This window comes from Mesorhizobium sp. B3-1-9, from assembly GCF_006439595.1.
Taxonomy (GTDB): Bacteria; Pseudomonadota; Alphaproteobacteria; order Rhizobiales; family Rhizobiaceae; genus Mesorhizobium.
The window spans coordinates 137,896-151,238 of the sequence record NZ_VFTJ01000006.1; the positions used below are offsets into that span (position 1 = coordinate 137,896).

General features: G+C 62.4%; 13 protein-coding genes. 5 read left to right on the forward strand and 8 right to left on the reverse strand.

Features of this window, described 5'->3' with window-relative positions:
• The first annotated feature begins 2 nt into the window (after nt 1-2).
• From FJW07_RS13255 to FJW07_RS13265, 3 genes are all read left to right on the forward strand, one after another.
• Entirely contained in the window at nt 3-806 is an 804-nt protein-coding gene (locus FJW07_RS13255) for a DUF72 domain-containing protein (protein ID WP_140856880.1), read from the forward strand.
• Nucleotides 807-1,022: 216 nt separating this feature from the next.
• Nucleotides 1,023-1,280: a hypothetical protein gene (locus FJW07_RS13260; protein ID WP_140642900.1), complete on the forward strand. Its 258-nt coding sequence runs from the start codon at nt 1,023-1,025 to the stop codon at nt 1,278-1,280.
• A gap of 104 nt (nt 1,281-1,384) precedes the next feature.
• Nucleotides 1,385-2,536 (forward strand): GGDEF domain-containing protein, encoded by a 1,152-nt coding sequence (locus FJW07_RS13265; RefSeq protein WP_140856882.1) that lies wholly within the window; start codon nt 1,385-1,387, stop codon nt 2,534-2,536.
• A 20-nt stretch (nt 2,537-2,556) separates the two neighbouring features.
• Here the strand turns inward: FJW07_RS13265 and FJW07_RS13270 are convergent, their stop codons facing one another.
• Nucleotides 2,557-3,456 carry a LysR family transcriptional regulator gene (locus FJW07_RS13270; protein ID WP_140856884.1) on the reverse strand — a complete coding sequence of 300 codons (900 nt, stop codon included), beginning with the start codon at nt 3,454-3,456 and terminating at the stop codon, nt 2,557-2,559.
• 112 nt (nt 3,457-3,568) lie between these two features.
• Between FJW07_RS13270 and FJW07_RS13275 the strand changes: the two genes are divergently transcribed.
• A complete protein-coding gene (locus tag FJW07_RS13275) occupies nt 3,569-4,606 on the forward strand; it encodes a DUF1254 domain-containing protein (protein WP_140856886.1) in 1,038 nt (345 codons plus the stop codon).
• A 44-nt stretch (nt 4,607-4,650) separates the two neighbouring features.
• Here FJW07_RS13275 and FJW07_RS13280 read toward each other — a convergent pair whose 3' ends face one another.
• From FJW07_RS13280 to urtA, 6 genes are all read right to left on the reverse strand, one after another.
• Complete coding sequence (locus FJW07_RS13280) at nt 4,651-4,827, reverse strand: hypothetical protein (protein WP_095765283.1); 177 nt, start codon at nt 4,825-4,827, stop codon at nt 4,651-4,653.
• 397 nt (nt 4,828-5,224) lie between these two features.
• Nucleotides 5,225-5,920 (reverse strand): urea ABC transporter ATP-binding subunit UrtE, encoded by a 696-nt coding sequence (gene urtE / locus FJW07_RS13285; RefSeq protein WP_140642909.1) that lies wholly within the window; start codon nt 5,918-5,920, stop codon nt 5,225-5,227.
• A 72-nt stretch (nt 5,921-5,992) separates the two neighbouring features.
• Nucleotides 5,993-6,739, reverse strand: a complete 747-nt coding sequence (gene urtD / locus FJW07_RS13290; RefSeq protein WP_140856888.1) for an urea ABC transporter ATP-binding protein UrtD — start codon at nt 6,737-6,739, stop codon at nt 5,993-5,995.
• 7 nt (nt 6,740-6,746) lie between these two features.
• Complete coding sequence (gene urtC / locus FJW07_RS13295; RefSeq protein WP_140856889.1) at nt 6,747-7,970, reverse strand: urea ABC transporter permease subunit UrtC; 1,224 nt, start codon at nt 7,968-7,970, stop codon at nt 6,747-6,749.
• Nucleotides 7,967-9,583, reverse strand: a complete 1,617-nt coding sequence (gene urtB / locus FJW07_RS13300; protein ID WP_140857157.1) for an urea ABC transporter permease subunit UrtB — start codon at nt 9,581-9,583, stop codon at nt 7,967-7,969. Before urtB ends, urtC begins: the two co-directional genes overlap by 4 nt.
• Before the next feature lie 118 nt (nt 9,584-9,701).
• Nucleotides 9,702-11,012 carry an urea ABC transporter substrate-binding protein gene (gene urtA, locus FJW07_RS13305; protein WP_140652983.1) on the reverse strand — a complete coding sequence of 437 codons (1,311 nt, stop codon included), beginning with the start codon at nt 11,010-11,012 and terminating at the stop codon, nt 9,702-9,704.
• Between the two features lie 307 nt (nt 11,013-11,319).
• Here urtA and FJW07_RS13310 point away from each other — a divergent pair, with 307 nt between their 5' ends.
• Nucleotides 11,320-11,703 (forward strand): hypothetical protein, encoded by a 384-nt coding sequence (locus FJW07_RS13310; protein WP_140642919.1) that lies wholly within the window; start codon nt 11,320-11,322, stop codon nt 11,701-11,703.
• A gap of 58 nt (nt 11,704-11,761) precedes the next feature.
• Here FJW07_RS13310 and FJW07_RS13315 read toward each other — a convergent pair whose 3' ends face one another.
• Nucleotides 11,762-13,333 carry a GMC family oxidoreductase gene (locus FJW07_RS13315; protein ID WP_140856891.1) on the reverse strand — a complete coding sequence of 524 codons (1,572 nt, stop codon included), beginning with the start codon at nt 13,331-13,333 and terminating at the stop codon, nt 11,762-11,764.
• Nucleotides 13,334-13,343: the final 10 nt, after the last annotated feature.

The window sequence follows — 13,343 nt, forward strand, 5'->3', positions numbered from 1 at the left end:
CGATGAGCCAAGGAAAGATCCGCTCCGGCATGGGCGGTTGGACTTTTGAGCCCTGGGATACCTCCTTCTATCCGGAGAAGCTCGCCAAGGCCAAGCAGTTGCACTATGCCAGCCGCCAAGTGCCGAGCATCGAGGTCAATGGCACCTACTATTCCAGCTTCAAGGAACCGACTTTCGTCAAGTGGGCCAACGACGCGCCGAACGGCTTCGTCTTCTCGCTCAAGGGCAACCGCTTCATCACCAACCGCCGCGTGCTTAGCGAGGCGGGAGAGTCGATGATGCGCTTCCTCGGCTCCGGCGTCGCCGCGCTCGGCGAGAAGCTCGGCCCGATTCTCTGGCAGTTCGCGCCGACCAAGAAATTCGACGCCGACGATTTCGAAGCTTTTCTCAAACTTCTGCCCGAGAAGCAGGACGGCGTGCCTCTGCGCCACGCGCTGGAGGTGCGCCACGACAGCTTCATCGTGCCGGAGTTTCCAGCGCTGGCGCGCAAATACAAGGCCGCGATCGTCTATGCCGACCACGCCAAATATCCGGCGATCGCCGACGTCACCAGCGACTTCGTCTATGCGCGGCTGCAGACCGGCAGCGACGACAACCCCGACTGCTACACGCCGAAAGGCCTGGACGAATGGGCGGGACGGGTGAAGACATGGGCACAAGGCAAGCAACCCGCCGACTTGCCGCGCGCCGATCCCAAGACCGATGCTCCAGTCAAGCCGCGCGACGTGTTCGCCTACTTCATCACCGAGGGCAAGGTGCGCGCGCCGTTCGGCGCCATGGCGCTGATGAAGCGGGTAACCGATTGAGGCGAGCCTTCACTGCGGCCATATCCTTTTGTTTGAGCATCGGATCCTGCCTGCCTGGCGTCGGCTGCGCCTTGCCTCCGGCAGCTTCGTCGGAACTTACGGGGCGTCTTGACCGTTTTGCCTTTCTCGCCGGGAGCAGGTTTCCATAGCGGTTGAGCGTCGCGGAACAATGGCCCGGGCTCCGGCATCGGGAGAGCCCGAAGAAAGCGAGGTGATATGGCTGTCATCCTCATCGGGGCATTGCTCATTGTCGCCGGCATTGTGTACATGGCGGGTGCGGTCCTGAGGCGCGGGAAACTTAGCGATCCGGCACCTGCAGCATCCGATCGCCCGATGCCAAACCTCACAACGCCTGGCCCGACGCTTGAGCCACGTCGGCGCGGCCTCGGTTTCCTCGGCCTCTCACAGAACTGGCCGGGTCTGCTGATGATGGGGGTCGGTATCATCCTGCTATTGTTGGTGGCGGTCTTCTGAATTAATGGCATCTTCACCGCTATCGTAACGTAATCGATACTTCCTTGCCGCACTAATGCACGCACGACAGGTTGCAGAGACCCGGCGGCGGCAAGGGCGAGTGCATGCTTCTCGACTACAATTCATTGCTGCTGGCCGTCGGCTTCTCCGCAGCCTGCCTCAGCCTCACACTGTTCGGAACATGGCTGACCGCCCGTTCCGACAAATTCCTGCTGACTTGGGCGATCAGCGTGCTGGTCGTCGTGGCCGAGGTCTTTGCCTACGAGGCTTATATCGAGAGACCCGGAACGGCCCTTGGCGTGCTGACGCTGGCGCTGCTGCTGCTCTGCTTCTCCGTGATGCTTGGCGCTGCCCATCAATTCAGGACAAGATGCTCGCCCTTGCCGCTTATCGCGCTTGGCGTCGGCATTTCCTATGCTCTCGCCTTGCCGCCCATGGCGATCGGCTATGACGGGCTGGGCTTCATGCTGGAAAACGCCCTGGCCGCGCTGCTGCTGTTCGGCACCGCGTATCAATATTGGCGGAGTCGCGCGGAGGCCCCCGTCCACCTCATCGGCGTGGCGCTGCTCTATTCGCTGACGGCCGCATCCTTCGTGCTGTGCGCGGCCGTGCTGGCATGGGACGGCAAGCTCGTCCTCGGCCATGCGCCGAGCAATTGGGCGGAGGATCTGAGCCTTGTCATCGTCATCGCCTCCATGACCGGCATCGGCGCATTGTCGCTGGCGCTCAACCAGGGGCGGCTAGCCCGCCATCATCAGCGCGAGGCGCAGACCGATGCCTTGACCGGGCTGCTCAACCGCCGCGCGTTGTTCGACCTTCACGGCAAGACACCTGTCGGCGCTTTCACGGCTGTGGTGGTGTTTGACCTCGACGGCTTCAAGGCGGTCAACGACCAGTTCGGTCACGCTGCGGGAGACGAGGTGCTGAAGGTCTTTGCCGAAGTGCTCTCCGCCGATCTGCGCCCGAGCGACTCGGTTGCCCGCATGGGCGGCGAGGAATTCGCCATGGTGTTGAGGCGCACCTTGCCCGAGACAGCCGAGGCGACGGCCGAACGTGTCAGGGCCGCCTTCGCCGCGCGCACGGTGGAGACAGAGACCGGGCCATTGCGCTGCACGGTCAGCGCCGGCTTCGCCTTCGGCAGCACGGACGGCATGAGCTTCGACAAAGTGCTCAGGGCCGCCGACAAGGCGCTCTATGCCGCCAAGCGAGACGGCCGCAACCGCGTGCTCGCAGCAGCACTGCGCCGCGCGGGCTAGCTGTCGCTCGCAACCGTTACCTATTCGTCGGCATCGATCTCGCAGGCTTGCACGATCCTCGGGAGGTAGCTCTGGCAGAAGTCGAGATATGCCCTGACGATAGTCGATCGGTGGCGCTGTGGCGGATACAGCAGATTGATTGACCATTCGGGCAAGGGATACTGCTGTAGCAGCCTCACCAGGCGCTTCTCGCGAATGGGCGTGGCCGCCAGGAACGGCGGCAACTCTGTCACAACATCGCCGCCGAGCGCACGACTAAACAGGTGGTGATAGTCATTGGTGGACAGAATCGCGTTCGGTTCAATGACATGGTCGCCCAATTGCCAGCGGACAGGAGTATCGACGCGCGAGGCCCACACCGCGCACGGCAAGCGATGAAGCGCATCGGGATCGACCGGCATACCGAAACGCTCGACCAACTTTGGGCTGGCGACGAGAATATTGCGGACTGACATCATCTGTCGCGCCACCATGCCCTCGTGAACGATCGCGCCGACCCTTAGGGAAATATCGATACCGTCCTCGATCAGGTCCAGCCGACGTTCGGTTGAGTAGACATAGATCTGTATGTCCGGATAGCGATGCTGGAAGGCGGCGAGCAAATCCCACCATGGCTGGACCGTCGGCGGAAAAGACAGCCGCAAACGTCCTCTCAACTGGGCCTGGTCGCTCACCACAGCCTGCTCTGCCTCCAGCAATGCCTCGACACCGCGAGCGGCGTGCTCGTACAGCCTCATGCCAGCGTCAGTCAGTCTGGTGCCGCGTGCCGAGCGGGCCAACAACTGCACGTTGAGCTGCCGCTCCAGTTCCCGGACACGGCGGCTCAGTGTTGGAAGGGGTATTCCGAGACGAGTCGCTGCCGCCGACAGGCTGCCCGCCTGGACGACCGCAACAAACATCCGCGTAGCGTTCAAATCCATGCGGCATGGCCTACCATATTTGATAGGATGACTGTCAAGGCTGACTGTTCACTTCCACATCTGGCCGGCGTAGCAAACCCGGGATCGTAAGATCTCCGACCCGGAGGGCACTATGAAGAAGGCCGGCATCAGGATTTTGATAGGCATGTCATTGTTGCTAGCGAGTTCCGTCACGTCGGCACAGGCAAGTCCTTCGACAGCCCAAGCCGTCACATTCGAAAACTACAACCGCGCGCAGACCGATGTTTATTTCGCCGGGGTGGTCAAGAGCGGCGGCTTCGGGAAATTCCGGCATGGCCGCGAGCTCGCCCCTCCCGTGCAGCAAGGCATCGTTCGCCCCAACCGCGACACGCTGTACTCGTTTGTGATTGTCGATCTCGACGCCGGGCCGGCGACCATTACGCTCCCGGACGCGGGCAGGCGCTTCATGGGGCTACAGGTCGTCAATGAAGATCAATACAGCCGGGCCACCTTCTACGATGCCGGCAGTTACACGCTAACCCGGGATACGATCGGCACTCGCTATGCGATTGCCGTCGTGCGTTTCCTTGTCAACTACACGAATAAGACAGATATCGAACAGGTTCACGCGCTGCAGGATACGGTGCAATTCTCTCAGGAGGGGACAGGCACGTTCGACGTCCCCAACTGGGACGAGGCAAGCCTCAAGAAAGTGCAGGCGGCGCTCTTGCAGTTGGGAACGACAGTTTCCGACACGCGCCGCATGTTTGGCGCCACTGAAGATCAGGTCGACCCCGTCAAGCATCTGATCGGAAGCGCCATGCTTTGGGGCGGAGCTCCCGAGAAGGACTCTCTCTATCTTCCGACGACGCCTGCGCGGAATGACGGCGCCACGATCCACGAATTGACGGTTGGGGAAGTGCCTGTCGACGGCTTCTGGTCACTCACCGTCTACAACAAGGAAGGCTATCTCCAGCCCAACAAGGATAACGCCTATTCGGTGAACAGCCTCACCGCGAAAAAAGGGGCTGACGGTGCCGTCAGCATCCAGTTCGGCGGGTGCGACGGCCAGGTCCTGAATTGTCTGCCGATCACACCCGGTTGGAACTACACGGTGCGCCTCTTTCGACCGCGGGCAGAAATCATCGACGGCAGGTGGTTATTTCCGTTGGCGCGACCTGAGAGTTGAGGTTGGCACTCGTTTCATCTGCAGTCGAGATTGAACGCAAGCCGTCAATGGTGTGAGATCACTTCGTTGAAGGCGTCGAGATCGACATAGAAAACCTTGGTGATCTCATCCAGGAGATGATCCTCGTCATAGCCTTGCGACATCAGGATGTTGATCGCGGTCATGATATCGACGCGCTCGGTGAGACGCCGCTTTTGGTAGTCCTCGACAAAACGTTCCATCGCCGTCCCCTGGCAAGATTCTTTTTGGACGCGTTGACCGACAATCACTGCGGGGAAAGCTAAGCAGGCTTGCTTGCGTGGAACTTGCGGGCGGTGTCCGCGCGCCTTCCCCCTCATTCGCGACTGATACGGAAAGCGGCCGACTCACCAAGGCCAAGAAAAGATTAGCATGCGGTATTTGACGCACCAGAGCCGTCGAACACTTCGTCATCCTTGGGCGTAGTGACGCGAAGCGGAGCGAAGACCTGAGGATCCATTCCGTTACTTCGAAGCGTCACTAACGGTGCAAAAACGTAGGGCGGTAGGAGCGAGGTTGAACGGCTGTTATTTCTGCACCGCCGCATCATCCGGCATCGGTGCGCGGCATCGCTGCTTCGCTCAAGGATGACGACCGGCGCTACACTGTCAGGAACTTCCGCACATCCGCCCGGTCGAGGTCCTCGGCCGGACCGGTATGCACGATCTGGCCGCGATCCATGATGTTGACCTCGTCGGCAAGCTCCCGGCAGAAGTCGAGATATTGCTCGACCAGAAGCACCGCGATCCCCGCCTGGTCGCGCAGATAGCGGATGGCGCGGCCGATATCCTTTATGATCGAAGGCTGGATGCCTTCGGTGGGCTCGTCGAGCACCAGAAGCTTGGGCCGCATCACCAGCGCCCGGCCTATGGCGAGTTGCTGCTGCTGCCCGCCGGAAAGGTCGCCGCCGCGGCGCGACAGCATCTGCTTCAGGACCGGGAACAGCTCGAAGACATGTGCCGGAACACTACGGTCTGCACGCCTGAGTGGCGCGAAACCGGATTCCAGGTTCTCGCGCACCGTGAGCAGCGGAAAAACCTCCCTGCCCTGCGGCACGAATGCGATGCCCGACCGGGCGCGATCATACGCCGCGCTCCGGTCGAGCGCCTTCCCCTCGAAGGCAACGCTTCCGCTCGTCAGCCGGTGATGGCCGACGATCGATCTCATCAAACTGGTCTTGCCGACGCCGTTGCGGCCGAGCACGCAAGTGATCTTGCCGGCACCTGCCTTCAGCGAAACGCCGCGCAGCGCCTGGGCGGCGCCGTAATGCAGCGTGGCATTGGAGACTTCGAGCATGGTTCAGCCCCTTGTCCAGCACTTCAAAAAAGCGAAATCGAAACGATGGAACGGAACCCGCCAGATCATCCTTCACCGCCCCAGATAGACTTCGACGACGCGCTCGTCCGCCGAGACGAAATCGAGCGTGCCTTCCGACAGCACCGAGCCCTCGTGCAGGCAGGTGACCTTGACGCCGAGCTCTCGCACGAAATGCATGTCGTGCTCGACGACCACCACCGAATGGTCGCGGGCGATATCCTTGAGCAGGCGAGCGGTCTCCTCGGTCTCGGCATCGGTCATGCCGGCGACCGGTTCATCGACGAGGAGAAGCTTCGGGTCCTGCGCCAAGAGCATGCCGATCTCCAGCCATTGCTTCTGGCCGTGGCTCAGATTGGCGGCGAACTCGTCGCGCTTGTCGCCGAGACGGATGATGCCGAGTATGTCGTCGACGCGCCGTGTCTCGGCGGCCGAGCGGCGATGGAACAGCGCCGGGAAGATCGAGCGCGGCCCCTTCAGCGCCAGCATGAGATTGTCCTCGACGCTGTGGCTTTCGAAGACGGTCGGCTTCTGGAACTTGCGGCCGATGCCCATCATGGCGATCTCGGCCTCGTCATGCCGGGTGAGATCGACCTGGCCGTCGAAGAACACTTCGCCTTCGTCGGGCCGTGTCTTGCCGGTGACGATGTCCATCATCGTCGTCTTGCCGGCGCCATTGGGCCCGATGATCGCTCGCATTTCGCCCTTGTCGAGCACCAGCGACAGATTGTTGATGGCGCGAAAACCGTCGAAGGAGACCGACACGCCGTCGAGATAAAGGATGGTGTTGGACTTGCTCATGGATCGCTCACTCCGCCGGCTGCGGCTCGGGGCCGGTGGCCGACCAGGCGCCCGGTGTCGTCGCCGCCGAGCGCACGATCTTCGGTTCGGGCGCCTGCGGATCGGCGCCGGCTTCCGCCGCAAGCGAAGCCGCGCGCAGCGCCTTCGCTCGGCCGCGCCAGCCGTCCCACATGCCGACGATGCCCTTGGGCAAAAGCAGCGTGACGGCGACGAACAGCCCGCCCAGGGCGAACAGCCAGAATTCCGGCATCACGCCGGTGAACCAGGATTTGCCGGCGTTGACCAACAGCGCGCCGATGATCGGGCCGACGATGGTGCCGCGCCCGCCGACGGCGGTCCAGATCACCACCTCGATCGAGTTGGACGGCTCGAACTCGCCGGGATTGATGATGCCGACCTGCGGCACGTAGAGCGCGCCGGCTATGCCGGCCATGATGGCCGAGACGGTGAAGGCGAAGAGCTTGACGTTCTCGGCCCGCCAGCCGAGGAAGCGGGTGCGGCTTTCGGCGTCACGCACGGCCATCAGCAGCTTGCCGTATTTGGAGCGAACGATCGTCGCCGTCACGAAGACGGCAAGCGCAAGCGTGACGGCGCTCGCCGCAAACAGCGCCGAGCGCGTCGCGTCGGCCTGCACGCTGAAGCCGAGTATGTCCTTGAAATCGGTCAGTCCGTTGTTGCCGCCGAAGCCCATGTCGTTGCGGAAGAAGGCGAGCAGCAGCGCATAAGTCATCGCCTGGGTGATGATCGACAGATAGACGCCGGTGACGCGGCTGCGGAAGGCGAACCAGCCGAAGACGAAGGCAAGCAGGCCCGGTACCGCCAGCACCATGAGCGCCGCAAACCAGAAATGATCGAAGCCGTGCCAGAACCAGGGCAGCTCCTTGTAGTTCAGGAACACCATGAAATCCGGCAGGATCGGATTGCCGTAAACGCCGCGCGAACCGATCTGTCGCATCAGATACATGCCCATCGCATAGCCGCCGAGCGCGAAGAAGGCGCCGTGGCCGAGCGAAAGAATGCCGCAATAGCCCCAGACCAGGTCGAGCGCGAGCGCAAGCAGCGCGTAGCAGAGGTATTTGCCGACCAGCGCCACGATGTAGGGCGGGATGTAGAAGGCGCTTTGCGGCGAGACTGCCAGGTTGAGCAGCGGCACGACGATGGCTGCGGCGAGCAGCGCGAGGATCGTGACGGCGATGCGGCGGTCGGCCGAAAAGAAGCGCTTCACGATCATGCTTCCACCGCCCTGCCCTTCAGCGCGAACAGGCCGCGCGGGCGTTTCTGGATGAACAGGATGATCAGCACCAGGACGACGATCTTGCCGAGCACCGCGCCGGCATAGGGCTCGAGGAACTTGTTGACGATGCCGAGCGAGAAGGCGCCGACCAGCGTGCCCCACAGATTGCCGACGCCGCCGAAGACCACGACCATGAAACTGTCGATGATGTAGCCGCGGCCGAGATTGGGCGAGACATTGTCGATCTGGCTGAGCGCCACGCCGGCAATGCCTGCGATGCCGGACCCCAGCGCGAAGGTCAGCGCGTCGACCCATGGCGTCTTGATGCCCATCGAGGCGGCCATGCGCCGGTTGGCGGTGACGGCGCGCATCTGCAGCCCCCAGGACGTGCGCTTCATGACATAGAGCAGCACGCCGAACACCAGCAGCGCGAACACCAGGATCCACAGCCGGTTCCAGGTGATCGCCAGTTGGCCGATATCGAACGAGCCCGACATCCAGGACGGATTGCCGACCTCCTGGTTGGTCGGGCCGAAGATGGTGCGCACCGCCTGCTGCAGGATCAGCGAGACGCCCCAGGTGGCCAAAAGCGTTTCCAGCGGCCGGCCGTAGAGGAAGCGGATGATGCCGCGCTCGATGGCGAGGCCGACCAGCGCGGCGACGAGAAAGGCGAGCGGCAGCGCGATCACCAGCGACCAGTCGAACAGGCCGGGGAACGAGGTGCGGATCACCTGCTGGACGACGAAGGTGGTGTAGGCGCCGAGCATCACCATCTCGCCATGCGCCATGTTGATGACGCCCATGACGCCGAAGGTGATGGCGAGCCCGATCGCGGCGAGCAGCAGCACCGACCCGAGCGAGATGCCGTACCAGATGTTCTGCCCGGCATCCCACAGCGCCAGCGTCGAATTGATCTTGCCGATCGCGGCAGTCGCCGCATCCTTGACCGCACCTTGCGCATTGGCCTCGATGGAGGTGAGCAGCGAGAGCGCGTCGCGGTCGCCGCGGGTCGCGATCACCGAGATCGCCGCGAGCTTGTCCGCCTCCGGCTTATCCGAGACCAGGATGGACGCGGCGTGCGCCTCATCGAACATCGTCTTGACGGCGGGATCGGTTTCGGCGGCGATCGCGGCATCGAGCGGCTCGATGTTCGCCGCGTCTGGCGTCTTGAACATCGTCATCGCCGCGGCGAGGCGCACGCTCGCGTCCTTGGCGCGCAAGGTCAACGTGCCCAAGGCATCGCGGATCGTGCGGCGGAGCCCGTTGTTGACCTTGATCTTGGTGAGATCGGCCTTGGCGGCGTCGGCCGTCTTTTCGCCGCTTAGGGGATCGAGCAATTCGATGCTGTCTCCCGCTTCCTTGCCGACAAAGACCTGTGAGTCGCCCTTGCGAATGTAGAGATTGCCGTCGGCCAGCGCCGAAAGGGGTCGCTCGACGGCCGGATCGCCGCTCGCGGCAAGCTCGTGCACGACGGCCTCGGTAGCCGAGAAGCCGGTTGCCGTCGCGAATTTGGCGATCGATGCGCGAAGGTCGGCCTCGGCCGCCTTCGACGGCGTCAGTCCAGCCATCGTCAGCAGCAACATCAGACCAATTGCGCGCAGCAGCAGCATTGTCGTCTTCAAGCAGCTTTCCTGGTTTCGGTGATCTTGCCCGGGCGGGTTGAGGAACCTGCCCGGGCAGCGGTCTCGGATCGTGGGGCCACTCCTCGACCCGAAGGACCTGGGAGGATCAGTTGGTGCCCTTGCCGCCGCACTTGCCGGTCTTGACGTTGAAGTTGCCGCAGCTGAGCGGGGCGCGCCAGTCGGAGATCAGGTCCTTGGAGTCCGGCAGGTAGTCGGACCACTCGTCGCCCATCACCAGGCCAGGCGTCTGCGAGACGGTCTCGAACTGGCCGTCGGCCTGGATTTCGCCGATCAGCACCGGTTTGGTGATGTGGTGGTTGGGCATCATCGTCGAATAGCCGCCGGTCAGGTTCGGCACCGACACGCCGACCATGGCGTCGATGACCTTGTCCGGATCGGTGGTGCCGGCCTTCTCGACCGCCTTCACCCACATGTTGAAGCCGATGTAGTGGGCTTCCATCGGGTCGTTGGTGGTGCGCTTGTCGTTCTTGATGAACTTGTGCCAGTCGTCGATGAACTTCTTGTTCTCGGGCGTATCGACGCTTTCAAAGTAGTTCCAGGCGGCGAGATGGCCGACGAGCGGCCCGGTATCGAGACCGGCCAGTTCTTCCTCGCCGACGGAGAAGGCCATGACCGGAATGTCTTCGGCCTTGATGCCCTGGTTGCCGAGCTCCTTGTAGAACGGCACGTTGGCGTCGCCGTTGACGGTCGAGACCACGGCCGTCTTCTTGCCGGCCGAACCGAATTTCTTGATCGCCGAAACCTCGGTCTGCCAGTCGGAGAAGCCGAACGGCGTGTAGTTGACCATGATGTCCTCGGCCGGCACGCCCTTCGCTTTCAGATAGGCTTCGAGGATTTTGTTGGTGGTGCGCGGATAGACGTAGTCGGTGCCTTCGAGCACCCAGCGCTTCACCGAACCGCCATCGGCGCTCATCAGGTAATCGACAGCAGGGATGGCCTGCTGGTTCGGCGCCGCACCCGTGTAGAAGACGTTGCGCTCGCTCTCCTCGCCCTCATACTGGACCGGGTAGAACAGGATGTTGTCGAGTTCCGAGAACACCGGCAGCACCGATTTGCGCGACACCGAGGTCCAGCAGCCGAACACGGCCGCGACCTTGTCCTTGGAAATCAGCTCGCGCGCCTTTTCGGCGAAGAGCGGCCAGTTGGACGCCGGATCGACGACCACCGCTTCCAGTTTCTTGCCGAGCAGGCCGCCCTTGGCGTTTTGCTCGTCGATGAGCATCAGCATGACGTCCTTCAGCGTCGTCTCGGAGATCGCCATGGTCCCCGACAGCGAGTGGAGAATGCCGACCTTGATCGTGTCTTCAGCCGCCTTGGCGGAAGCCGAGGCCAGCAGGCCGGCAGCGACGACGCCCGCCGACAGGATTTTTGTAATTTTCGCGAAGTTACCCCTCATATGACACACTCCCAAGCGTGATTGTTTGCATCGCAACATACACTGTGCAAGCGACGTGCCAGACGGGAATGCGCTCGACGGAATTTCAGGATAACGAAGAGATTACAATCGGTTATCCGGTAGCCGGGAAACTTTTCGCATCCGCTGCAATGCAGCGGGTTGAGAAAAGTTTACGCAATGCTGCCTAGATTTTGCCCAAATGTAAAAAATGCCTAAACTTTCACCATGAGGGCAAAGCCGGGCTGATCAGCCCTGTTGCGGGCCTATGGCAAAATGGGGCAAGGTCGCCGCGCAAACGAGCGACGTCATGGCCCGAACGATCCTGAGTTTCCTGCTTCTTGTCTCCGCCGCCGGCGGCGCTCGCGCCGATTTCACCGATGGCAAATTGCCGGACGGCGCCTATCACTGCGAGGTCTACCTGCTCGGCCTGTTCCTCAATCTCGGCGACATCACCATCAAGGGCAATGTCTATAGTGGCCCAGTGACCTTTGGCGCTTCGGGAACCTATAACTACCAGATGAATCCCAATGGCGAGATCACCTGGCTTGGTCCGCTCGGCGGCTACACCAGCGGCGGCAATTCGATTTCCATGACCCAGGCGACGCTGGACGACCCAAGCGGTCCCTCCTTCGACATCATCATGAAGCAGCAGGACGGTGCCTTCACGGCCTCGACCTGCACCAGAAGATAGTCCGCATAAAAAAGGCGCGGAACCCTCACGGGTCCCGCGCCAGCAGGCAGTCGGGAGGTCAGATAGTCTTTGCCGACATCTGGGCTGCGATGTAGTCGGCCTGGCGGATCGCCAGCGTCACGATGGTCAGCGTCGGGTTCTCCGCGGCACCGCTGGTGAACTGGCTGCCATCGGAAACGAACAGGTTCTTGATGTCGTGCGACTGGCCGTGCTTGTTGACGACGCCGTCCTCCGGCTTCTCGCTCATCCGGTTGGTGCCGAGATTGTGGGTCGACGGATAAGGCGGTGTCGGGAAGGTCCGCGTTGCGCCGACCGCGGCGTAGAGCGCCTGGCCTTGCTTGTAGGCATGGTCACGCATTGCCTCGTCGTTCGGATGGTCGTCGAAATGGACGTCGGCGATCGGCATGCCGTGCTCGTCCTTCTCGTCCTTGTGCAGCGTGATGCGGTTGTCCTCGCGCGGCATGTCTTCGCCGACGATCCACAGGCCCGCCATGTGGTCGTAATGGTCGAGCGCGGTGGTGAAGGATCGGCCCCAGCCGCCGGGGTTCAGGAAGGCCGCCATGAATGGCAGGCCAAGCGACAAGGTCTCCATCTCATAGCCGCCGACGAAGCCGCGCGAGGGATCGTGGCGCGCCTCGTCGCGGATGATGCCGGCCATGGTTGTACCGCGATACATGTGCACCGGCTTGTCGAAGATCGCATAGACCGAGCCGGTGGTGTGGCGCATGTAGTTCTTGCCCACCTGCCCGGATGAGTTGGCAAGCCCATGCGGGAATTTGGACGATTCCGAATTGAGCAGCAGGCGCGGGCTCTCGATCGAATTGCCGGCGACCGCGACGATTCGGGCCTTCTGCTCCTGCAGCTTGCCGTCCTTGTCGGCATAGACGACGCCGGTCACCTTGCCTGAAGCGTCGTGGTTGATCTTGATCGCCATCGAGTTCGGCCGGACCTCCAGATGCCCGGTCGCCTCGCCCTTCGGGATTTCGGTGTAGAGCGTCGACCATTTGGCGCCCCATTTGCAGCCCTGGAAGCAGAAGCCGGTCTGCTGGCAGGAGTTGCGGTCGTCGCGCTCCACCGAATTGATGGCCATGTTGCCGGTGTGGCACTCCTTGTAGCCGAGCTTGTCGGCGCCGGCCTTGAGCACCTTGAAGTTGTTGTTGCCAGGCAGCCGCGGCCAGTTGTTGGTGCCTGTCACACCCATCTTGGCTTCGGCCTTGGCGTAATAAGGCTCCATCTCGGCCAGCGTCACCGGCCAGTCCAGCAGGTTCGCGCCCTTGACCTTGCCGTAGGTCGAGGCCGTTTTGAACTCATGTTCCTGGAAGCGCAGCGAGGCGCCCGCCCAGTGCGTCGTCGAGCCGCCGACCGACTTGACGATCCAGGCCGGCAGGTTCGGGAAATCCTTGGCCACGCGCCAGTCGCCCGAGGTGGTGCGCTTGTCCTTCCAGGCAAGCTGGGCAAAGGAATCCCACTCGTCATTGATGAAGTCCTCATATTCGTGGCGGGCGCCCGCCTCGAGGATGACGACGTCGATGCCTTTCTGCGCAAGTTCGTTGCCGAGCGTGCCGCCGCCGGCGCCGGAGCCGATGATGACGACCACGCCGTCGTTCTTGAGATCAAATGATGCTGCCATGGTTTCCTCC